At 48.2% G+C, this 21,995-nt stretch carries 26 protein-coding genes; 20 read left to right on the top strand and 6 right to left on the bottom strand.

Annotation, left to right across the window (positions count from 1 at the left end):
• Positions 1-325 precede the first annotated feature (325 nt).
• The 6 genes from NGAR_RS01410 to NGAR_RS01390 all read left to right on the top strand — a co-directional run bounded on the left by NGAR_RS01410 (position 326) and on the right by NGAR_RS01390 (position 3,403).
• Positions 326-721 (top strand): IS110 family transposase, encoded by a 396-nt coding sequence (locus NGAR_RS01410; protein ID WP_148680801.1) that lies wholly within the window; start codon positions 326-328, stop codon positions 719-721.
• 100 nt (positions 722-821) lie between these two features.
• Positions 822-1,034: a hypothetical protein gene (locus NGAR_RS17010; RefSeq protein WP_015017827.1), complete on the top strand. Its 213-nt coding sequence runs from the start codon at positions 822-824 to the stop codon at positions 1,032-1,034.
• Positions 1,028-1,354, top strand: a complete 327-nt coding sequence (locus NGAR_RS01405) for an IS110 family transposase (RefSeq protein WP_015017826.1) — start codon at positions 1,028-1,030, stop codon at positions 1,352-1,354. Before NGAR_RS17010 ends, NGAR_RS01405 begins: the two co-directional genes overlap by 7 nt.
• 281 nt (positions 1,355-1,635) lie before the next feature.
• On the top strand, positions 1,636-2,271 hold the full coding sequence (locus NGAR_RS01400; protein ID WP_015017824.1) for a hypothetical protein: 636 nt from the start codon (positions 1,636-1,638) through the stop codon (positions 2,269-2,271).
• Positions 2,272-2,363: 92 nt separating this feature from the next.
• Entirely contained in the window at positions 2,364-2,870 is a 507-nt protein-coding gene (locus NGAR_RS18210; protein WP_228369250.1) for a hypothetical protein, read from the top strand.
• Between the two features lie 248 nt (positions 2,871-3,118).
• Positions 3,119-3,403, top strand: coding sequence for a hypothetical protein (locus tag NGAR_RS01390; protein WP_015017822.1), 285 nt, complete (start codon positions 3,119-3,121; stop codon positions 3,401-3,403).
• On the opposite strand, the gene NGAR_RS01385 is transcribed toward NGAR_RS01390, so the two are convergent.
• A complete protein-coding gene (locus NGAR_RS01385; protein WP_148680799.1) occupies positions 3,400-4,239 on the bottom strand; it encodes a hypothetical protein in 840 nt (279 codons plus the stop codon). The genes NGAR_RS01390 and NGAR_RS01385 overlap by 4 nt on opposite strands.
• Before the next feature lie 15 nt (positions 4,240-4,254).
• Positions 4,255-5,088, bottom strand: coding sequence for a hypothetical protein (locus tag NGAR_RS01380; RefSeq protein WP_015017820.1), 834 nt, complete (start codon positions 5,086-5,088; stop codon positions 4,255-4,257).
• A gap of 340 nt (positions 5,089-5,428) precedes the next feature.
• On the opposite strand from NGAR_RS01380, the gene NGAR_RS01375 reads away from it, so the two are divergent.
• From NGAR_RS01375 to NGAR_RS01365, 3 genes are all read left to right on the top strand, one after another.
• Entirely contained in the window at positions 5,429-6,229 is an 801-nt protein-coding gene (locus NGAR_RS01375) for a hypothetical protein (RefSeq protein WP_015017818.1), read from the top strand.
• Positions 6,230-6,353: 124 nt separating this feature from the next.
• Positions 6,354-7,085 carry a hypothetical protein gene (locus NGAR_RS01370; protein WP_015017817.1) on the top strand — a complete coding sequence of 244 codons (732 nt, stop codon included), beginning with the start codon at positions 6,354-6,356 and terminating at the stop codon, positions 7,083-7,085.
• A 44-nt stretch (positions 7,086-7,129) separates the two neighbouring features.
• Positions 7,130-7,771: a hypothetical protein gene (locus NGAR_RS01365; protein WP_148680798.1), complete on the top strand. Its 642-nt coding sequence runs from the start codon at positions 7,130-7,132 to the stop codon at positions 7,769-7,771.
• Positions 7,772-8,005: 234 nt separating this feature from the next.
• On the opposite strand, the gene tpiA is transcribed toward NGAR_RS01365, so the two are convergent.
• Together tpiA and fbp are read right to left on the bottom strand one after the other, a co-directional pair.
• Positions 8,006-8,665 (bottom strand): triose-phosphate isomerase, encoded by a 660-nt coding sequence (gene tpiA / locus NGAR_RS01360; RefSeq protein ID WP_015017815.1) that lies wholly within the window; start codon positions 8,663-8,665, stop codon positions 8,006-8,008.
• On the bottom strand, positions 8,662-9,819 hold the full coding sequence (gene fbp / locus NGAR_RS01355) for a fructose-1,6-bisphosphate aldolase/phosphatase (RefSeq protein ID WP_015017814.1): 1,158 nt from the start codon (positions 9,817-9,819) through the stop codon (positions 8,662-8,664). The genes tpiA and fbp overlap by 4 nt, the downstream gene beginning before the upstream one ends.
• 159 nt (positions 9,820-9,978) lie before the next feature.
• Between fbp and tuf the strand changes: the two genes are divergently transcribed.
• Both tuf and rpsJ read left to right on the top strand, forming a co-directional pair.
• Positions 9,979-11,292: a translation elongation factor EF-1 subunit alpha gene (gene tuf, locus NGAR_RS01350; protein WP_015017813.1), complete on the top strand. Its 1,314-nt coding sequence runs from the start codon at positions 9,979-9,981 to the stop codon at positions 11,290-11,292.
• An 11-nt stretch (positions 11,293-11,303) separates the two neighbouring features.
• Entirely contained in the window at positions 11,304-11,615 is a 312-nt protein-coding gene (gene rpsJ, locus NGAR_RS01345) for a 30S ribosomal protein S10 (RefSeq protein ID WP_015017812.1), read from the top strand.
• A gap of 410 nt (positions 11,616-12,025) precedes the next feature.
• Here the strand turns inward: rpsJ and NGAR_RS01340 are convergent, their stop codons facing one another.
• Entirely contained in the window at positions 12,026-12,943 is a 918-nt protein-coding gene (locus tag NGAR_RS01340) for a cobalamin-binding protein (RefSeq protein ID WP_015017811.1), read from the bottom strand.
• Positions 12,944-13,070: 127 nt separating this feature from the next.
• Here NGAR_RS01340 and NGAR_RS01335 point away from each other — a divergent pair, with 127 nt between their 5' ends.
• The 3 genes from NGAR_RS01335 to NGAR_RS01325 all read left to right on the top strand — a co-directional run bounded on the left by NGAR_RS01335 (position 13,071) and on the right by NGAR_RS01325 (position 15,068).
• Complete coding sequence (locus NGAR_RS01335; protein ID WP_015017810.1) at positions 13,071-13,895, top strand: cupredoxin domain-containing protein; 825 nt, start codon at positions 13,071-13,073, stop codon at positions 13,893-13,895.
• Positions 13,896-14,019: 124 nt separating this feature from the next.
• Positions 14,020-14,523 (top strand): hypothetical protein, encoded by a 504-nt coding sequence (locus NGAR_RS01330; RefSeq protein WP_015017809.1) that lies wholly within the window; start codon positions 14,020-14,022, stop codon positions 14,521-14,523.
• A gap of 5 nt (positions 14,524-14,528) precedes the next feature.
• A complete protein-coding gene (locus NGAR_RS01325; protein ID WP_015017808.1) occupies positions 14,529-15,068 on the top strand; it encodes a hypothetical protein in 540 nt (179 codons plus the stop codon).
• On the opposite strand, the gene NGAR_RS01320 is transcribed toward NGAR_RS01325, so the two are convergent.
• On the bottom strand, positions 15,065-15,733 hold the full coding sequence (locus NGAR_RS01320; protein WP_148680797.1) for a hypothetical protein: 669 nt from the start codon (positions 15,731-15,733) through the stop codon (positions 15,065-15,067). The two genes, NGAR_RS01325 and NGAR_RS01320, sit on opposite strands and share 4 nt — an antisense overlap.
• A gap of 158 nt (positions 15,734-15,891) precedes the next feature.
• On the opposite strand from NGAR_RS01320, the gene NGAR_RS01315 reads away from it, so the two are divergent.
• The 6 genes from NGAR_RS01315 (at position 15,892) to NGAR_RS01290 (ending at position 21,963) form a co-directional block, all read left to right on the top strand.
• Positions 15,892-18,813, top strand: coding sequence for a copper resistance CopC/CopD family protein (locus NGAR_RS01315; protein WP_015017805.1), 2,922 nt, complete (start codon positions 15,892-15,894; stop codon positions 18,811-18,813).
• Positions 18,814-18,891: 78 nt separating this feature from the next.
• Positions 18,892-19,299, top strand: coding sequence for a hypothetical protein (locus tag NGAR_RS01310; RefSeq protein ID WP_015017804.1), 408 nt, complete (start codon positions 18,892-18,894; stop codon positions 19,297-19,299).
• Between the two features lie 5 nt (positions 19,300-19,304).
• Positions 19,305-19,835: a winged helix-turn-helix transcriptional regulator gene (locus NGAR_RS01305; RefSeq protein ID WP_015017803.1), complete on the top strand. Its 531-nt coding sequence runs from the start codon at positions 19,305-19,307 to the stop codon at positions 19,833-19,835.
• 34 nt (positions 19,836-19,869) lie between these two features.
• Entirely contained in the window at positions 19,870-20,409 is a 540-nt protein-coding gene (locus NGAR_RS01300) for a hypothetical protein (protein WP_015017802.1), read from the top strand.
• A 4-nt stretch (positions 20,410-20,413) separates the two neighbouring features.
• On the top strand, positions 20,414-20,920 hold the full coding sequence (locus NGAR_RS01295; protein WP_015017801.1) for a hypothetical protein: 507 nt from the start codon (positions 20,414-20,416) through the stop codon (positions 20,918-20,920).
• 110 nt (positions 20,921-21,030) lie between these two features.
• Positions 21,031-21,963, top strand: a complete 933-nt coding sequence (locus NGAR_RS01290) for a hypothetical protein (protein ID WP_148680796.1) — start codon at positions 21,031-21,033, stop codon at positions 21,961-21,963.
• The last annotated feature ends 32 nt before the right edge of the window (positions 21,964-21,995 follow it).

Raw genomic sequence — 21,995 nt, 5'->3', positions numbered from 1 at the left:
AGCGTCTAATGCACCAAAAGCGTTGCATAACTTGTTGCATAGTCGCACGGTTCAAAATAAACTCTGAAAATATACAAATACTAAACTTTTTCTTCCGCAAATATCAAGTACTGCTAACAATTTTTCCGACTTTATTATTTGACGACATGAAAATCTCCTACCCCTGCGCAAGGCTGCACGTTGGCTAGGCCCGTCAATAACATACTCCATAGAGAGTGATTATTTGACTGGGCCGGGATTCTGAGCGGCTGTCAAAGTACCTGCAAAGGGTGAATGGATGTAGGCCGCCTGCAAGCCAACGACCGAAAGAGTGAGAAGAAAAGATATGGAAAGAGAATACAACAACCTCGCCATTGACGTAGGAAAAAGGAAGTGCAGGGCTGCGGTAAAGGACAGCGATGGAAACATCTTGGATGAGTTCTTTTTTGCCAACGATCTGGACGGAAGGACGCGGCTTGTCGAAGCTGCTCACAAGTACTACCCGTGCAGAGCTGTACTGGAGTCGACAGGGAACATGTGGATCAAGGTTCACGATGCCTTGGAAGAAAGCGGCATAGACACAAAGGTAGCACACCCGTACAAGACAAGGATAATAGCAGAAGCCAGGATAAAGTCTGATAAGCTCGACGCCCGTATACTGGCCGACCTGCTGAGGGCCGACTTGATATACGGATCGTACGTACCGCCAAAGGAGTTCCGCGAAAAAAGAGGGCGCTTGTGAGGCACCGGATAGCGCTCACTAGGAACAGGACCATGTTTGAAAACACAGGGTACACTCGCTCCTGGACAAGTACGACTACACCACCACCGACCTGACAGACATGTTCGGCAAGTCCGGTTTGCAGTGGCTCAAGTCGCTGCAGCTGTCTCTGATAGACAAGGTGATAATCATGGACACGTCCATTGCTGCCATAGAAAGCATCAACTGCCAGATAGACATCGTGTCAAAAGAGATATGCAAGTACGCCTGGGACAGCGAAGATGTCAGGATAATCCTGAGCATGACAGGCAAGGGATATTCTCTGCGATGCTGATATCTGCAGAGATAGTGGACATACGCCGCTTCCCTACACCCTGGAAGCTGGTAAGCTACGCAGGCCTGGCTCCAGGTACCAGAGAGTCAGTAGCAGGAAAGTCAAAGAAGGGCTGGATAACAAAGCAAGGGTCTCCCTGGCTTAGGTGGACCATGGTGCAGTGCGCACAGGTCGCGGCAAGGCACGACCCACGTATGAAGGCGTTCTACGAAAGGCTGAGGAGCAAGAAAGGTGCCGCAAAGGCCATCACGGCTGTGGCCAAGGAGATGCTCGTCATCCTCTGGTACATGCTCACAAGACGCCACTCTACAACGGCGTAAAGCAAGAAAGATACGAAGAAAAGCTTGCCCAGCTCAGGCGGATGGTACAAGGAAGCAGCGTTTCAACATAAGCATGGTCTGGGATTCCTGTGTCAGGGATGTCCCTAGCTGGGGCCATCTTTATTACCCACAATTCCAATCAAAAAGTGGCTTTGCAGGCCAGTCAGGGAAGCCGGCGTGCAGAGTAGATTTTCATGGATGTTATATGGTATATCTATCCCCCTACCACGTCACTGGCGTTAGTTCTGAGCGGTGTTACAATCAAGGAGATAGATACCTAAGTGGCTCAGACGTTTGTACGAAGAAAGAGCCGTCTGAGGGTCAAGGGGTTAAAGGTCAAGGATAGAGAAAAGGTCAAGGAAGCAATTGCAATCAGCATCCAAAACGGTAACTATACTACCAGAGATATCGGTGTAGACGTAGGCAAAGACCATAGCACGATATCGCGATATCTCGCTGAAATGGAAAGAGAAGGTGGATGGGGAATTAAGCGCGATACCAATGGGAACATTGTCGTCTCGTTACAGAAACAGCTGGCACAGCAATACAGACAATTAGACAAAGAACCATTCAACCAGCTGCCATCGATTCAGAAGTGGATAACATTTCTTAAATCTGGCAAAACTCCAGCTAGCAGAATACGTTATGTTGTAAGCGTAGTATATGGAATATCCAACCAGCTGAAGGTGATGCCAGAGACCATCATAAGCTATGGCATACCTATTGATGCTGCAAAACGTAAGGAAATTGCAATAGAATACTGGCAGAATTTCCTAGCATGGTTCAATACCGCGTATCCACAAATGCAAAGGACCAATACTATCAACGCTTACCGAAGCTTTCTGGCAGCCCATAACATCAATTTCGCTCATGGTGAAGGCAAGAGATACGTTTGTCAACTACGCCGGAAAGATTAGGAGAATACAAGGATATCATGCTGACGCCTGATCAGATTGACAGGATAAACAAGCGTCTTGAGAATGAAGGTGAATGGGAAACATGGTCTTTCATGAACATCGATCTGCATATAGGCGCAAGAGCATTTGCTATGGCATCGACGATGTGGGACAAGATAGCACTATCCCCATTATTCAGAGTAGAGCAGTTTGAATCTAAGATAAAGAAGGGTTCATGGTTCTTGACGAGGGATGGTAAATGGTGGATCAAGTACCCAACAAATGAGTGCAGGGTAATCGTGGAAACCACCTACGATAGGCTACCAAAAAGAAAGTTTGTGTTCTTTGATGATGCAGGAAGTGACAAGGCAAACTGTCTACAAGCGACTTATTTTATGCACAAGATGGCAGTCAGATTCAAGAAGATATTCAACGAATTGGACAAAAGCAGTTGGTTGAATGAAAAGACTAGAATCTATGCATTAGGCGATGGACTATACTTTACAGGTCATCCTTTGCATCTATTCAGGCATACAATGGCTCAGTACTATTTGGCAGCAACAAACTGGTCTCTTGCTTATGTTGCTAGCTTGGGGGATGGGAAAATACAGAGGTATTGAACAAGTGCTATGGTGGAATTCCTGAACATATTAAAGCACAGATAGCAAGATCAATTCATGTCAGATTTGATAGACTTGATCTGAAATACAGTAGCGCCTTGCAACAGAAATTCATAATATAATGACTTATAGCCATCCTTTTTGGCTTTTATATATTCCAAAGAGGATAAAGGAGTTAACCGGCTAGTTAACTTTCGGTTAACTCTTATAGTACGTTACCTGTAATAACTACAGGGAGTAGTGAATACATGCAAACTAACAATACTGTATCACCATCATTGTTTCTAGGAGGTACACCAAAGAAGATTGGGAAAAAGGCATTTGTCAGCCAAGTAAAAAAGGTTCTAGAGTCTGCCGAAGTATCTTGGCTTACAACTGATATTCGCTCTTTTGAATGGTCAGAGATTAATCTGGATAAACGGAAATTCCTAGACGAATTATCATCTTTGAACTTCAAAACAGCACACATAGGAATATTCTATCCAGAAAGCAAAAAGACCGAATACAACGTATTCCAGATTGTTGCTGCCTAAAAGAATACATCATTTTGCAGATTTGATGGTGCTTGAGCCAGCATTTGCTCTAAGAGGGCTATTTCGTTAGCGTTAAGCATAGAAATTGAAGAAGGATCAACCGATCGTATCCTTGCGAGTCCATCTATAAACCCCTCTCTGAGCCACTGGATGCATAGGTCTCTATTAGCGCCGGCAATTAGCCTTTGAATATTTTGGCTCATAGTCATTGCAATATCATTGACACCTATGAAACGGCCCGATGAATCAAGAGGTCCTTCTTCATTGTCAACCGAATGGAGAATTTGGGTATTCTTGGTAAAAATGAAATTCATAGCATGCCTATCACGTACTCCAAAGAATATGTTGAAAGCTGTCCAGCTTCCGTATGAGTGGCAAAATGACTGCATATTGGCAATTTTAGCTCGCGTCAAATCTCTGAGGTTTATGATGTCAGAGGGATTGCCAAAGTCAATCACCAATAAGGGTTTGTTCTCCCATCCTTGGGTAAGCGTGCAGCTATTTTTGGTTAAAGTATTTCTAAGCTTTAGACCATCTATCTTAAACATGTTATAAGATGGAAACATCAATTTCCTTTTGGCATCAGCTATTACCAACTCCCTTCTCAGGAACTCTGAGTTATCGTAACACCTCTTGAGCGCTACGCGTCGGCTTCCGTTTATAGTGCAATAAAGCATGTGCGATCCAGAGCTGCGGGACTGTGTATCAGGCTTGTCTACGAATATTCTATCTTTTGTTGGATCGAGCTTCTGACCTATGCATTTTGAAATTATTTCATAGAAGACAAGTGCATCTTCATCCACAACATTCTCTTGGTTTCTTCCAATTGTGAGCAAATTCATATCCTATCATCATTGAGTTGTTGTTTGTACGAACACGCTTGCTCCTACACTAAAGTTAATCTTATCAACATCAAGCGAAGACTTGTGGGCTGCTTTCTTTATAGGTTCGGTCAGTCCATCAAAGATTCTTCTCAGATAGAAGTCTATTGTATGTTTGTACACTTTGGTATAAGCATCTCTTTCAGGCAATTCAAGGCTCTTGAGAATTTCCATAGCTTCCATCTGTGACCAAAGGTAATCACGAACTAGGAAGAATAGCTTGTCACGTAACAGAAGGGCAGTATACAATTCATCTTTGTTGTTGATTGAAAACTGAAGCTTGTCAAACACCTTTTGCAACCGCAGCAAGAAGTCACTGTCGGTAAAGTTTGGTTTTTCTCTGGATAGAGCTCTTACCAGAATTTTCAGGTCATCAGGCTCCATATTGGAGGCAACAGCTATTGCTTGATGAATGATAAAGTTAGTATCATCTTGACTAAAGTACTTGACATATAGTGGGAATTTTGCTACCATCATTGAGTGGATATTCTTACTATCAATAATAGTGCGTACAAACTTACTTGACAAGAATTGCCGATGTCTACCATTTGCGGCAAAGGCAAGGAATAGGTTGATAAAAATATCGGAGCTGGAAGCTAAGATAAACCCCTTTTCAAGGGCCATTGCCTTAATGTCACATACTTTCATTAAGCGATCTCTCATTTTTGTAATGGCAGGCTTAGTCTTCTCGGCCCGCTCGGCCAGATCCGTTGCCCTTACTGGCTCAGGATATGCCTCTACTAGTACTGCGAGATAATCATAGAGCGCTATCAACTCTTTTACAGACAAGTCCTTTTTTACCATCTACAGTAGTTAACCACTGGTAAATTAATAAACATTGTGTTAACCGATCATGTCAACAATAGCTAACAATTAAAATTCAATAAAAATGAGGTCTCGCTCTTCGAGCAAAAAGAAAAACTCCGGGTCAGTTATAGCCTACCTGCTTATAAGTAACCAAGAGATCTCTAGTAAAACACGATGATTCCTCAAAACATTACCAAAGAACATATCTTGAAAGCGATGCAAGAAATTGATAAAAATGGAGTTCCTGAGGAACGTCTATCTACAAAATATTATTTGCAATACAATGGCAAGAATTATCCTCCAAAGTATACTATTTCCTTAGCTAACAAGTATGCAAATGGCAGAGCTGGACCCATCGACATTTAGCGGTGGCGATGAAACTAACCCATTTTTGAAAGCGCGTGGATTCGACATTGTTCTAATGTCTGACGCACTAGATACAGAGGAGCTTAAAGAGGCTCTTCAAGAGCAGGAGCATGACTTTGCGCCTGTTCTTAAGAGATATTTAGAGGACAAGTTTTCGATTAAAGTAAATAAAATTGGAAGGGCAAACCTCCAATTACCCTCTCGCACAGTTATCCATGGCAAAGGTTCTAAAAACTACTCAAAAGATCCAAGAACCAAAATTTACTGGTTCGGTCTCGATGAAGACATTTTTAATGAATTCATTACAAATCCAAAGTTTTTTCTTTGCATATTGTTGGATAATCCCGCAACGACCTATGTTTTACCAAAGAATATTGTATTAAAGATCTTCAAAGGAAAGCCTACAAAGAAGAGGCCGGGAAGAGATACCGAACGTTGGCTGTTTGCAATAAGGATTAAGGAAGATAAGTGTATTCTAAAGCTGAATAATGTTGATGAAGTGAACGATATTACACCATTCTTGAATAAATGGGATCAAATAGATGATTTCAAGAATTCAGGAATTCAATCCGAAGCGCAAAGTCCATCGTCAGATACATATCTTCTCTTAAGGAAAGAGAAGCCGATTGATTACAATGATCCTGAATTTGATGCAGGTCCAGATAATCCCAATCGGTCTAGGCTAAAAATAGGAGCATATGTTGTTGTTGCGGGCCGTAAAGGTGAACAAACTGTTCTTTACGGATACGGTCAAATCAAATCAAATCATTGATCACAAAGAATCCTGATTCCTGGATATGAACCTTGGACTAATAAGTACCGACCAAATTTGCCTAACTTTAGACGCGCTTTGGATGAACTACTAATAGATGCTGAGATAATATAGGGTTTCAACAATGAGTAAGCAGCTTCTTCTTAATGAAATCGAACGCCTTTACATCGAGGGAATCGAACCTAAAGAAAACTTGAGAGATGAGCTTTATGTAAAGAAAAATTATCCTCATCTTGATAGTCTGTTCGCCCAATACCGATCTGAAAATGAAAAATGGGAACAACTTGTTAGAGAGGTTCTATTTTATGACAAACAAGATATCACATACATGTATAACAGAACAATGTTGCTAGTTAGACGATTTGGTCAAGCAACAACAGATTACTTCCGATCCAGTAGTCCAACAGGAACATACATTCTACCTGATAGGCTATCTGATCTCAATAGAATGTTTGAGCTCTATCATGAATTCTTCTCTGATATCTATCCTGGAATAATCAATGAACTGAATTTTGGTATTTACGCGCATGAAAGAATTTCGAATGAAATATCTGGCGTCATTAATTGGAATAAGACAATACTCTACTCATTAGAAAGAGGAACTGCAAGGGTCCCGATAGAATTTGCTACCTCCGTTCCGAAGCCTGATTTTGAAACCCCAGAAAATCAATTATTGATAATATCAATACTCCGTATGCGATATGATGCAACTTTTCTTTTAACTTATCCTTTCAGCGAGGAATTGTCTTTACAAGAAAAGGAAATCCTAACTCGGATTTCTACTGGGTGTAGCAAAATCCTAAAGAATACTATTTTGCATGAGCTGATCCCAAAATCGTCAAATATCTTTTGCTAGACCCTTTTGACACCCGGCTAAAATCATTAGAGAATCAAGTCAGTTTGCGAATTAAAGAAGGTGTAATAAGAAAGAGAGCATATAAGCAACTCTTTGAATGGACAATTAAATATAGAGAATTAAATCTAAGAACTGTTTCGGCAAATAAGACTAATTTTCCTATAGACAGACTGCAAAATCTTGACACAATGTTTGAAGTATGGATCCTCTTTGAATTCTTGGATTTCCTTAGAAATAAAGGAGCTGTAATTGATTCTAGCAGCTTTAGAAAAGATAAGGGCTTTTCAATTGTTTTTGATGGAATTGAATTCAGGCTTTTTTATGAAAAGGAGGGAGGCTATTTAGGGTGGGCATCTAATGCTTTTCCAGATTTCACGATCGAAGTTAACGGGCACTTGAAAGTAGTAATGGACGCAAAAAATTGGTTACAGCAAAAGGATGAGGCAGTCTATAAGATGTTAGGCTACCTTGATAATCTTGATTGTGAACTGGGGGTTCTATTCTTTTCTAATGGCAAAAAACTAGCGCGCTCTGGAATTATAAAGCCTACAACTCCACTAAAAAATCACCTTAATCAATGTTTAATTAATGTTGTAACACCCTTCTCAAATTTGCCTGATAATATAGAAGTGAAACAAAGATCATTAGAGAGCCTGTTTGATCAGATCATTGAATATATCAAGTAATGTCAATTTACTCATTTAGAATGTCTTTCAGCTCGATGCACTCCATCTTCTTATCGTATCTCTACCTTTGACGGTCCCACCTTATCATAGAATAATCTTACATTGTCCATCTCCACCATATTCTTTTCCCCTTACAAAAATGGGTTCAATAAAATTTGGCTCCAATGCTTTTGTTGCATATAATATTACCCCTAGTCTCACTGCCTCTTATTATACAACAAAATCGAAAGATAATTATTTCATGCCGGCTGCAAGCTCGGCTATCTTGGCGGGCCACGAGCTAGCCTTGATTATGCCGCTTGCCACGAGTATGCCGTGCGAGCCAAGCTCCATCGCCTTGGCCACGTCATCCTTGCCGCTGATGCCGGCGCCGCATATAACCTTTGAGCGCGACGCTGCTGCCTCTATCGACTTTGTTATTATCGCTGGGTTTTCCTTTGACACCGCCCGGCCAGTCCCGATCAGCTCTGGCGGCTCGATCGCGATAAAGTCTGGCTGAAAGAGTGATATCTCCATGACCTCCCACGGCTCGCGGGCGCACACTATCGAGGTCATGCGCAGGCTGCGGAGGCGCTCTACCAAGTTGGCTATATTCTTCATTTCCATCCTGTGCTCGCTGTGGTTTATCAGCGAGCCAACCGCGCCATACGACTTGGCTATTTCGGGCAAAAAGTAGCCGGTGCTTGAACCCACCTTTTCGTCGTCAACGTGCTGGCTGATGACAGGCATCCTGACGCTTTTTGCAATGACTGCAAGCGCTGGCTGTGGGGGCGCAACTACTATTTCCACCTTTAGCTTTTTTGCGACTGCCTGCGCGGCCTTGGCCAGCTTGATAGCCTTGTCTCCTGATACTTCTGCGTAATTTTTGAAGTTGATGATCAGTGGCCGCTTCAACGCTTGCTGCCAGCTTCTTTTGCTTTTGTTGCCGCCTTCTTTGTCTTGCCGTTCATGATGTCTTCGAGGTTCCTGAACTTGCTTTCCAGCTTTGACATCCTTGCCTCATAGCCCTTGTTGTATTCAAGCTCGTCAGGCACAAGCGTGGCTGGATGGATAAAGCCTTGGTTGCGCATTATCATAGCCCGCTCAGCTGCCCACATCCTCTGGAGGTCCCAGTCGGCAGTGCCAAAGCCGTCGTGCGGCCCGGTGAGCTTGCCATTATGCATGCTGAAGAGCAGACATGAGACGATAGGGATAGAGTAGTTCAGGCTTGCGGCAGAGTTGAGCTTGACTGGCATGAGTGGCATGTGGTGGCTGCCTCTCGTGTTGCCGGCGACATAGTGAGGGTCGTTGAAAGCGCTTCCTGCCTCCTCCGTGGCCGGAAAGTTCTTTTGCGTCCTGACTATTGCAATGGGGTCGTCCTTGCCGACGTACGTGCCGGCGATGTTGTGCAAGCGGTCGGTGGACGCCGACACTATCTGGTCCGTGCCGTCAGCCGAAACAACAGAATGAACGACGTAGCGGCCGGGGTACATCAGCGCGGCTTCAAGCTCGGCCTTGTCCTGCCACATCTTTAGTTCTGCGACCTTGCCAGTCATGACGTCCATTATCCTGAAAACGACGCCTTCTGCAAGGCGCTCGTTGATCAGGAGGCCAGAGTTGCTACGCGCGTCCACGAACATGCGCCAGAGCGGAAAGTTGAACGCGCCCGGCTCTGTCTTGTCGGCTGCAAAGATGCAAAACACTTCGCTTGGGCGCTCCTCCATTTCAATTTCAGCCACGCCCGGCCCCATGCCCTTGACATTGCCGGAGAACGAGTCCTTCAGCAGGTCCTGGCCGGCGCCGTAAAGCCCCTGTTCCTTTGCGGTCTTGGTTCCCTCTGTAAAGGCATCCCACGCCAGCTTGTGGATCTTTTCGTCATCCACGCCACGCGTATGGGTCATTATGATGTGTATATCGTCGCCGGTGTACCCGATGTAATGATCGATAAGCAGGCCCTTTGAGTTTTTGGCAACAAAATTTCTGACGGTCTCGAGGAGTTCATCGCTTGGGCGGGTGTGGCCCCCGATCCCCCCAATATCGGCCTTGATTGCACTAACTGTGATCTGCATACTGAGACAGACTCACGACCTTCGGTTTAAAACCTTTCCGATAACTTGTTAGCTAGGACTGGACTACATTTTGCTGCGCAAATGATCAGCTGAGAGGGCTCGATTTTTGCCCTGATCACGGGCGAAATACAAATAAAGCCCATGAAGCGTTCTTGCTCTATGAGCGCTAGTAAAAAGCCACACATGAACCTAGTGGTTACAGGTCACGTCGATAATGGTAAATCAACTACTGTAGGTCATTTGCTGGTTGATCTGGGTGCCATTGACCAGAGAACCATAGACGCATATGCAAAGGAATCAGAAGCAACAGGCAAGGGTGACACTTTCAAGTACGCTTGGGTGCTGGACAGCATCAAGGACGAGCGCGAAAGAGGTATCACCATCGATCTTGCTTTTCAAAAGTTTGAGACGCCAAAGTACTTTTTTACGCTGATCGATGCTCCAGGCCACAGGGACTTTATCAAGAACATGATCACTGGCGCGTCCGAAGCAGACGCAGCCATTCTGGTCATTTCTGTCAAGCCAGGTGAGACAGAAGCGTCAATCGAGCCGGGAGGACAGGGAAGAGAGCACGCTTTCCTTGCAAGGACCCTTGGCGTCAACCAAATAGTAGTTGCGCTGAACAAGATGGACGATGTAGGATACCAAGAAGCCCGCTACAAGGAGGTCAAGGACAACGTCGAAAAGATGTTGAAGATGGTAGGCTACAATACTGCCAAGATCAACTTTATTCCAATCTCCGGATGGAAGGGCGACAATTTGGTCAAGCAGTCAACAAACATGCCGTGGTACAAGGGCCCGACCCTTGCGCAGGCGCTTGACGCGCTCGAGCCGCCAGAGAAACCGGTGGGCAAGCCGCTGAGAGTCCCGATACAGGACGTATACTCGATCACCGGTGTCGGAACCGTGCCGGTGGGCAGGATCGAGACAGGCAGGATGAAGGCAAACGACAAGGTAATTGTCATGCCTTCTGGCGCTGTCGGAGAAATCAAAAGCATTGAAACTCACCACACCCAGATGGAGTCTGCCGAAGCAGGCGACAACGTCGGCTTTAACCTAAGAGGTGTCGACAAGAAGCAGATCAAGCGCGGCGACATGATCGGCCCAGCAGACAACCCGCCAACCGTTGCAAAGGAATTTGAGGCACGCCTCATTGTTATTCACCACCCAACTGCGATTGCTCCTGGATACACACCAGTCCTGCACACCCACACTGCGCAGGTAGCGGCTACGATCTCGGCATTCGTGTCCAAGATCGACCCGAGGACAGGTGCGACAACTGAGCAGAACCCGAAGTTCCTCAAGACAGGTGACGCGGCAATCGTCAAGATCAAGCCAGTCAGACCGCTTCCGATAGAGACATTCAAGGACTTTCCAGAGATTGGAAGGTTTGCACTCCGAGACATGGGAACGACAATTGGCGCAGGCGTTGTCCTGAACATTACAGAGAAGTACGACCCCAACAAAAAGTAAGTGAACTGTAGATGCCGCAGGCAGCAAGAATAAAACTCACTAGCACGAACCTTGCGACGTTGGAAGGCGTCTGCACAGAGATAAAGGGCATGACTGAAAAGTCGGGGATAAAGCTCAAGGGCCCTCACCCTCTGCCAACGAAGAAGCTAAAGGTGGTGACCAGAAAGTCGCCATGTGGCCAAGGGACCAACACCTACGACAAGTACGAGATGAGGATTCACCGGCGCGTGATAGACGTTGGGGCCGACGACAGGGCCATCCGGCAACTTATGCGCCTCAAGATCCCAGACGACGTTTACATCGAAGTTTCCCTGACCCAGTAGTAATTTTTGGACTGTCCATATTATAGGCGTAAATGCCTATCTTCTTCTTTCTGTTTTGATAAAAAAGATTATTGAGATATTGAGAGATTTTTGTATGCCGTCAAGAATAGGCTAAATGCTATTTGAAGTGAGTTTAACCTGGCTTTCAATCTCGTTCTTAAAGCATTGAGAGCACAGCAATTTGCTGTTAAACTCGGCAAACAGACCTACTTCGCCATTTCCGCAACCACCGCATAATACGTTCCTTTGCTCAAGCTGTAATGCGCTCATGATAACCTGATTTTCGTCAATAGATTAATGAAACATGGTGTGCAATTAGTTGAGCTATTATCATGAACAAAGCTGGCTTTTGGTAAAAACTAGGTTTTTTCACACACGCTTGCTATGCCTCATCTTTGGCCAGCAGTTTTTCATGATATCTTCAGGTACGAACCTTTCGGGACCCGGATGTGCCGCGAAGCCTCAGGATGCAGGATTTTTGCCAGAATCTCAAGCCCTACCACGGTCCGCGGTCCGGGCTTGCTGAAATACGCGTTTGCGTTGACAGCATAGACGTTATTGCTCTTGACTGCCCGAAGCGACTTCCACTTTTCATTGCGCGCAAGGGCAGGCAGCTCCTTGAGCGTGCGTGGAATTTCAAAGCCGCAAGGCATCAGCACAATAATGTCCGGATTGAACTGCACCGCTTCATCGATCTCCATTCTACGTGATGGCTCGCCGGCGACGCTGATGCCATTTATGCCGCCGGCGTACTCGACCATCTGAGGCACCCAGTGGCCTGCGGTGAAAAGCGGGTCGAGCCACTCTATGCAGAGCACCCGCGGCCTGCTCTTTGTTATTATCTTCATGTTCCGCACCACGTCGATTCGCTTTTGCAGCGACGCGACGAGCCTTCTGCCTTCCCTGACCCGGCCCACCTTTTCTGCAACATCCATTATGCTGACAAGTATGTCGTCAAGGTCATGCGGGTCAAGCACCAGAACGTCAGGCCGGCCCCCAAGGACGCTTACGGCCCTGCTGATCTCTTTGGTAAATGGCGAGCAGACTTCGCACAGCCCCTGCGCGACTATCAGGTCAGGGCTTGCCTTTTTTAGGACCTTGTCGTCAACTATATAGATGTCCTTGCCTGAGCGCATCAGCTCAACTATCTTGCTATCGATCTGCCGGCCCGTCATGTGCTCCGGGTCAAACGAGGGCCGTATCACCTTTGGCTTTTTCCTTGCTTGGGCAGGGAACTTACACTCGTGTGTCACGCCCACTATCTGGCCGCCGGCACCCAGCTGGTACAGCGTTTCGGTGGCGCTTGGGAGGAACGAGACTATACGCACGGAAAAGCTGTAAAAATTGCATTCTTAAAAACCTGCCTTAAACGTAGGATTGTTAGCTTAGAATCCTATGTAGCGGGTGTTCTGTCAACCAAAACCATTTTATGGCTTAAAATATTGTCCATAGCCAATGGACTCTAAAATTGCAGTCGCTGTCGGGCTTGCAGCAGTCCTTGCTGCAGTACTAGCACCAATATCGACACTGGCGCCAGCCTTTGCAGCTGAAATAGCTGCAGATGTGACAACGGCCTCGTCAAGCAAGACGACCGATGCCTACTCGCCAAACCCGCTAAACATCAACGTTGGCGATACCGTAACATGGACCAACAGGGACTCTACGGCACACACAGTCACATCGGGCACTGGGGTGAACGATCCAAACAAGGGCAAAGCATTTGACTCTTCTCCAAACTTTAACCCGCTGCTGGTTCCACAAGGTACATTCAGCCACACGTTCACTGAAGCAGGCGAGTTCCCATACTTTTGCGCGCTCCATCCAAACATGGTAGGCACAGTGGTAGTGTCAGCCGGAGGCGGTAACGGAGGCAATGGCGGAACAACAACACCATTTTCAGTCACTGCAACAGCGGATGGCACTGAATATCCAATAACCGGCACTGGAGCCGCAACAGCAACAGCAGCAACAATCAACCCAGGCCAATCGGTAGAGATCGAATTTGAGGGCTCAGGAGCAGTAGAACTGACGCTGCCAAAGAACATGATTCGCGATATTACCATGGTGAATGGAGAACCAGCAACGATAGTAAGCCAGAATGACACATCGACCACGATCTCGTTTGAGGTACCAGAAGGGGAAAGCACTGTCACAATCCAAGCTGGTTTTGTAGTTCCTGAATTCCCGGTCATTGCAGCAATACTGGCAGCAACAATCGCAGGAATCACAGGCTACACTAGATTCGCAAGAAACGGCACAGCGTTCTTTGGAAGAGCCTAAAGGCCTTCCCTTCCTTTCTTCTTTCTTTTTATTATTATTCGCCCATTACCAAGGCTGCACCATCAACCAAATAGAGATACAACTCAATAGATTATTATCTGGCGCGCGCTTGATACCAAGTCGTTTGCATAACGTTATTCTGGCCTTTGTATTACTGCTGCTGGCGAGTCTTCTTCTAGCCTGCAATAATCAGGCAGCAGCGGCTAAAGAGCAGATCGTGCTAGAGGCTGCAAGCGATCAGGGCACATTCACAGTCGAAATAATGTGGACGCCGGATGACATCGGCAGCGCCAACGCGTTTGACATACGCTTTATCGAGCCGGAGACTGGCGAGGAGATCGAAGACATGACATACGATATCTCGATCTACAAGGGCGGCGACCGCGAAGTACTGCGGAGCGACCAGACTGCAACCCGTCAAGAGTTTACATTTGACGAGCCCGGATCATACACGATAATGATAGATGATATTGATGGGTTGGGCGAGTGGGTGGAAATACCAATACAGGTGACGCCAGAGTTCCCGGCAGGTGTGCTTGCGCTAATTGTCGCATTTGGCATAGTTGTGGCGGTTATCGCAAGGCGCAACAATAATAGTAAGAATTTATTTAGTCAACCGACTAATTAATAGCAATGGCAAGCAACAACATATTGTTCTTCATTGCACTGTTGCTGGCAGCTACTACTATTGTCAGCATTCCGGCGGCTGTTGCTTATGCTCAGGAAGGAATGAGAAGGCCCATGAGCGGCAACTCGCTTGACGTACTTGTAGAGCCACAATGGAGCGAAGATGGCCAGGCTAGATTCAAGGTAAGCTTCTTGAGGCCAGGCACAGACACGATACAGGTACATATTGACTATGGCTTTGTAATAAAGCAAGGCGGCCAAGAAATATTCAATGCCGTACCACCAGGTCAGCCGTTGCTCCATACTGCAGAAGGAGTTGTGACAATACCCCAAACATCATCACAGCCTTTCAAGTTCCCAGCCAACGGAGAATATGAGATCGAGGTATCGGTAGCTGGCATCAACTTTGTGCCAATGAACGTCGAGACTGCCACGTTCCCTGTCACCGTGACGCCAGAATTCCCGGTCGGAGCTGCGGGCGTCATAGCTGCTGCGGTCATGACTGCAACCACTGTTGCGCTTGCGCGTTACCGCAAGCTCTTCTAAACTTTTTCCCTGCGAAGAGCAGCGACTCCAATGACGATGCCGGCGACGCCGACTCCTATCCCGATCATTCCAAGCAGGTAGGCGCTGTTCACTGTGCTGCTGAGCTCTGCTGCGGAATCTGCGGCGGCCTTGGCCTCGCTTGCTGCAACGTTGGCCTCTTCTACCTGCGTGGTAAGGTCGTCTATCACAGCCTGAAGCTGCCTTATTGCTTCCTGAGAAATGCCATCCCCGCTGGCCTGCGGGAACTCTATCAGGCTTGTATCCCCGACGTCTTCGACCTTGGCAATGTCATCAAAAGCCTGCCCCCCAATCGTGCCTCCCAATACCAGTGAAAACTGGCCCGTCTGGGTAGGCAGTATTTCAGCAGCATAAACGCCCGGCTCCTCTTGCGGCCGGAAGTTCAGCTGCTTGGCGGTGGTGCCCTTTGTAAGGCTGATGTCAGCTTGAGCAAGCGCGTTTGTAATGGGCTGGCCGTCCGATATCCTTGTCACCTCTAGCACTATGGTGTTGAGCTGACCTACGAGCGGAGGCTCGTTCCCCCAACCCACCACAACCTGCACGTCCCCGCGCGCTATTTCGGTATGTGCAAGTGCAGGGATGAAATTGAAAGCAGCAAGCATAACAAGGAGGAAGGCAAGAGGCAGGAGAACGATGACTTTTCCCATCAAATAGAAATTGTCTTTACAATGCTTATAATCTTTAGGCGTATTTCGGGTTTTGTACCACAAAACAAGCAAGAGTCAAATATGGTGCACGGCATATTTTTCACGTGCTGGGCAAACGCCGGATTTTCGGCCTTTTCGCGGCATTCGCCGTCCTGCTGATGATGCTTGCATCTGGCATTCTTCAGCAACAGTCGTTTGCCCACCCTGTCACCACAGATTCTTCGCCAAAGGCGTTTGAAGGTGTGCGGTCGCCGCCCAGAGAAGTCAATGTGTTCTTTAGCGAGCCGATAGAGCTCAGCTACAGCAAGATATCCGTGATAGGGCCAGACGGCAGCAGAGTCGACAACAACGATCCCCACCACGTAGATGGCGACACCGCCTCAATAGGAGTAACGCTCAAGCCCGATCTGCCCGACGGCGAATACACGGTAAGTACATCAGTGCTTTCTGCAATTGACGGGCACGTCGTCCCCGGCACTTTTGTCTTTGGCATAGGCACCATGCCACAGCAGGGTGGAGGACAGGTAGGTGAACAGCAGCAGGACGTACTGGCTCCGGGCTATTCCGCATCAAGGTTCCCCGGGATGGTCGGGCAGGTAATGGTAGTCGGCGCGGCGTTTGGCGCCCTCTGGCTTTGGAAGCCGCTTGCAAGAGTGCCGTGGCTTTCAAGCACGCTGTCGCAGACGCGCGTTTCAATAGACAGGAGCATGATGCGTATCATGATAATCGGAGTAGCCCTCGTCCTTGTTTCCGGCGCAGCCATGATAGTAGTGCAGGCGATTTCGATCGGTTCAGGCATCCCAGAGGCGATCTTGACAAAGTTTGGCAATGTGTGGGTTGCAAGGATGCTCCAGTCGTCCATCCTCATGGGCATCGTGTTTGCAGTGTATCGCAAGGCCGCAAAGAACAGCTCCAGCCCAAGCAGGGCAGAGATGTACGCAATACTAATCCTAGGGCTTGCCGTTATGGCCACTTCAAGCCTGATAGCCCACGCGGCAGCAACGAACCAGATCCATTCGATAATACTTGACTTTTTCCACAATGCCGCCGCTTCAATATGGATAGGCGGCCTGATACTGCTTGGCTTTGCGGCAGTCCCCAAGATCCTTGCTATTGCCGATGAGAGAGTCAAGGCAACCGCGCTTTCGCTCCTGATTCCCCGCTTTTCGACAGTGGTGGCGACGCTTCTTGGCATAGCGGTAATAACCGGGCCGGTCCTGCTGTTCACGCTTGAAAGCGACCTTTCGCTCACCATTGCTTCGGTCTACGGCCAGATACTGGCAGTCAAGCTTGGCCTTGCAGGCGTGATGGTCGGCATGGGCGCATACTCCCAGTTTGTAATACAAAAGAGGGCGGTGGCGGTGATGGTCGGCGGCAGAGGCAGATCGAGCGTGCAGGACACGGGCCTCAGGCGCTATGGCAGGACGCTCAAAGCAGAGGCTGCAGTCGGAATCGCGCTCTTGCTGGCGGTATCCTTCATGGCCAACGGATCCCTGCCTGCAGGCCAGTTCCCGGCATATGCGCGCCAGCAGCAGGCAGCAGACGGAAGCCAGGCCGCATTTGCAAAGGAGTCCAAGGTCGACTTTGTTAGGACGCTGTACACTGACAATGGCAAGATACAGCTTGCAATAACGCCCTTTGCAGTCGGGCAGAACAGCTTCAAGATATCCTTCCTTAACCAGGACGGCAGCAGCGCCACAGGAATAGAGTCTGCTACGATAAAGCTGACACAGGTTGACAGGGGCATCGGCCCGATACCGATTGAAACCAGAAAGCAAGCAGGCAGCAACAATGTGTTTTTGGCCGACGCGGCGTTCAGCCTGCCGGGGAACTGGCAGATCGAGATCGAGGGCGTGAACACGCAGGGAGGCAATATGCTCGCTTCCCTTGACGCAAATGTCAAGCCACAGGTGTCGAACCTACAGTTCAAGGTAGACCAGTACAAGACTCCAGAGAATAGCCTGCCGCTCTACCCTGTCTTTGATGCGGCAAGGCAGTCGATATGGGTTGGAGACTCGATACCAGGGAGCGGCAGGATATGGCAGATGGACATTACAACAGGCAACTATACAGTGCACAACATAGACGGTGCGGTCCTGGTAACGAATGTCTTGCTTGCTCCTGACGGCAGGATTTGGTACATTGATCCTCTTGGCGGCGGCTCAAGTGACGGATCAAACAGGGGCGCGCTTGGCGTCTACAACCCCGAAGACAACTCTAACAGGCGGTTTATCATGCCAGAAGCCGGTACTCCGTCTGGTATTGCAATAGACGGAAGCGGCAACCTGTGGATCACGGTAGGAGGTCTGGCTAACAAAATAGCCAAGTTTGATCCTGTAAATGAAGAGTTCTCGTTGTATGATGTGCCGACGCAGGAGGCAGACCCGCGCGGGATTGTTGTTGACAATTCGGGCAACATTTGGTTTGCAGAGGCAACTGCAGGACGCATTGCCAAGGTAGACCATGCTACTGGCAACATTACCGAGTATGCGCCAAACAGCAAGCTCCAGACGCTTGACGAGCCGACCGCGTTATTCCCAGATCCAGAAGGCTTTGACATTTACATCGCAGAGCACGGGGGCCACACGATAACAGTGTTCAACTCGCTGCTTGGCACTTTCCGTGAGTATCCTTCCGTCAATGAAGAGGGCCTTCCATTTGGTATGGCGATGGACAGCTACGGCAACCTGTGGTTTGCAGAGCACACGATAGACAGGGTCGGTGTCATAGACCCAAGGACGGGCGAAGGGACAGAGGCCAGAATACCAATCACAGGCTCTCAAATCCAGTGGATAACGGCTGACAACGATGGTAGGATCTGGTTTGCGGCGCAGCGCGGCTCAGCCCTTGGCAGCATTACTATAACGGCTAGGCCGTCGACCGCCCCACCAGGCAGCGGAGAGCAGAATGGATCAACAACGACCGGTGGAATAATACCCCAGCTTCCATTTTCCTTCACTGACGTAGTAGGACCAGCCATTGCTGCGGGCATAGTCATAAGCGCGCTGGCATACACCAAGAGCGCAATAGACCTCAAGCGCAACACCCAGTCTGCCCTTCGGCTTGAGGAGACGCGCTAGCGCATATATATACAAGATATATTATTTCGCCCGGTGTACCAGTTGGCTTATTAGTGGTACCTGACCATAATTATATGGATGCAAAAGGGCAGTCGAGGCGAGCCTGTACAGGAATCGGTAAGCAAGCCTATACTGCTTGGGCTAATCACGGCGCTTGTTATTGGCATTGTCGCGCCTATTATCATGCCCCACATGACCCACCCTTCAATGATTTACCATATCATGCTCCATATCGCCAGCCTGACGATTGCAGTCTTTCTCAGCATAGTGTCGGTCATTGCGTACGGGAGAAGCACAGGACCAAGGCTGCTGTTCATGATGCTTGGCTTTATGGCTCTGGCGCTGGTAGAATTCCTGTACCTGCTGGACGCCACTGCGATTGTGAGCGTATTTGACTTTTCGACGCTTGGCATCGAGCTGCCCCATGTTATTATTCTTGCAATGCTGGCCATGTTTGGCCTAGGAGTGCTGAGGGTGAACAAGTGAGAGATATGATTGAGGAGCAGGCAGTCGAAGAAGTAGTAGAAGAAGGCACGAGGACGATGCTTCTCAAGCACATTGAAGAAAACCCAGGCATTCGCTACAGGGAACTGCTCCGCATGACAGGCCTTGCCAACGGAGTCCTGACATACCATTTGGCAGCGCTTGAAAAGGCAGACGTTGTCAAGGTCGACAGGCAATCAAGGATGACAAGATACTACCCAGTCAGCGTTTCAGAGGACGAGTCTACCATATTGAAATTTGTCAGGCACGAGCCGATAAGGCAGATCGTGCTTTTCATACTGAATCACGACCTCTGCACCTTCAACGAAATAGTTGATCACACGAAAAAGGCCCCTTCTACCGTGTCAGCGCACCTGAAGCGGCTGAAGGAGGCTGGCATAATCTCGGTGAGGTACGGAGAATACCAACTCTACAGGCTTGCAGATAAAGAGCTTGTAGCCGAGGTGCTATCAAAGTACAGGGCGAGCTTTACCGACAAGGTCGTTGACAACTATGCCGAGATGGTAGAAGAACTATAAGCCGGATTTACCAAGCAAGACAAGACCAAAGTTGATGAAGCTTTCAGCCCTGATGATTATTGCCTTCTTTGTCACTATGGCACTGCTGACCTTTTCTTCTAGTGCGAAGGCGTTCGCGGACCCGCTTCAGAACGCCTATCGGCAGAGGATAGGCAACTATGATGTTGAAATGACTACAGAGCCGGCAAGCCCAGTGGCCGGCAGCCCTGCAAACGTCTTGATAAGAATCGCAGGGGTCAACGGCGACGATCTGGTCGACGTCTCGATAACGATAAGGCTGGCCAAGGACGGAGCGGAGCTTCAGAGGACCAACCCTATAATCGTGCCCTACGGCCATTACACCTACGAATACACGTTTGCAGAAGCCGGAAGGTACGTCCTTTACGTCGACCTCAACGACCATAGCTATAGCGGCGAGATCTTGACCTTCACGTTCTTTGTCAACGTGGCAGGCCCGTTTGATTACGTCTACTACATTGTGGCGCCTTCTACAGGGGTTGCCGTTGCTGCAATAGCTGGAACGGTAATTTTCATGAAAAGAAAGAGGAAGGCCAGCAGCAGGATAAAGCCATAGAGACATGATCCGACCTTTCCTCTTTATTGCACTGGTAGCTGCTGCCGCTACCACGCAAGCAGGCTTGGCGTACGGGCACTTTTTCGGCGACACCAAGAACGTCGACAGGTACCAGGTGGTGTTTGCCCCAAACCCTTCAAACCCTACCGCAGGCGACAATTCTACGCTGAACTTTAGCGTCCTTGAGAACAACGCCAACATTTACAACATCTACGCTGCAGTGATGATAACCGACCAGTCAGGCAGGGTTGTTGATCAGGTGCCGTACAAGCTGTACGAGTTTAGCGACATCACGATTCCTTATAGTTTTCGGGAAAACGGCAGGTACACAGTGACCCTGCAGACTCGGATAATAGGCGACGAAAAGTACCAGTCAAGCCCGCTTGAAGCCAGCTTTGACATCACTGTCGGCCTGATCCCGTTTGACGAACTGATGCTGTTCTACGTCACGCCTGCCGCGGTGGCAATCGCCGGCATTGCGATATACCTGCATTCCAAGAAAAAGCTCTAGAGGTTATCATTCGGCGCTTGTACTAAAAACCTAATTAACGATGCATACTATATCGTGCTTGGATGAAAAATAGGCAAGCTTACGCGTTGGTACTGACAGGCATAATTTGTATGGGTGCCATTTATGCTGTTCCGGGTCAACAGGCTTTTGCACATGAATTTTCCGGGGACGAGAGCGCATCGTTCCTTGCACTTATCGAATCGATAAGAGTCGAGCTTGGGCTGGTGCAGAGCAACTTTGTTTCAAATGTCACGCTGGCTGAACAGCATGCCGAGCATGCTCACAAGCACCTTGACGAACACACTATAAAAGAGATATCAGAGAGAAATAAGAGGCTCGGGACAGCCTTGCCGGCCGCTCTAGAAGAGCTGCACGATTCAATTGGAAACAGCACGACAGAGCAGGTCCAAGCAGATATACAGGAAATCAACAACTTGCTGGCTGAGACAATCACGGTGCGCATTAGCAACGAGCAGTTGAGCAACTCAACGGTGTGGGCGCTCGTCGTTGCAAACATGGCCGATGCCGTGCTGGAACACTATGGCGCAGCCTATGGAATGGAGACAGAAGAAGGCGGAGGAGGGCACGGCCATGATGAAGAAGAGTCTGACAACATGACAGAAACCACAACAACAGAAGATAATAACATGACGCATGGCACGAGAGAAGAGGCAGGAGGAAGCATGTCCATGGGTGAAGGAAATGACGCCATAGTGAACGTCGTGCACTACCAGACCTCCCAAGGGTTAGCTGCAAGAACCCAAGTCCTGTTCAACGAGCAGGTAAAGAATATGGCGCCGGCCAACGCGACACAGGCAGTCGCAGACCTTGAAGCCGGCCTTGATCACCTGATTCAGGCGATAAACAACAAGGAGCTGTTTGCCGATGTAGAAGTCATTGTGCATAGTGAAGTGCACCCCAACCTACAAACTGCCTTCAACCTGCAAGTGATCCCTGAGTTCCCGCTGCCGATGCTGCTGATAATCCCTGCAATAGCCGGCATCATTGCAGCAACCAGATTCAACGCTCTGAGAAGAAGATGACTCGGAGCAAATCTTTATTTTAAGTATATGCA

This window comes from Candidatus Nitrososphaera gargensis Ga9.2, assembly GCF_000303155.1.
GTDB lineage: Archaea > Thermoproteota > Nitrososphaeria > Nitrososphaerales > Nitrososphaeraceae > Nitrososphaera > Nitrososphaera gargensis.
Note: the sequence above shows the minus strand (reverse complement) of the source record. Positions and strands in the feature narration are given on the sequence as shown.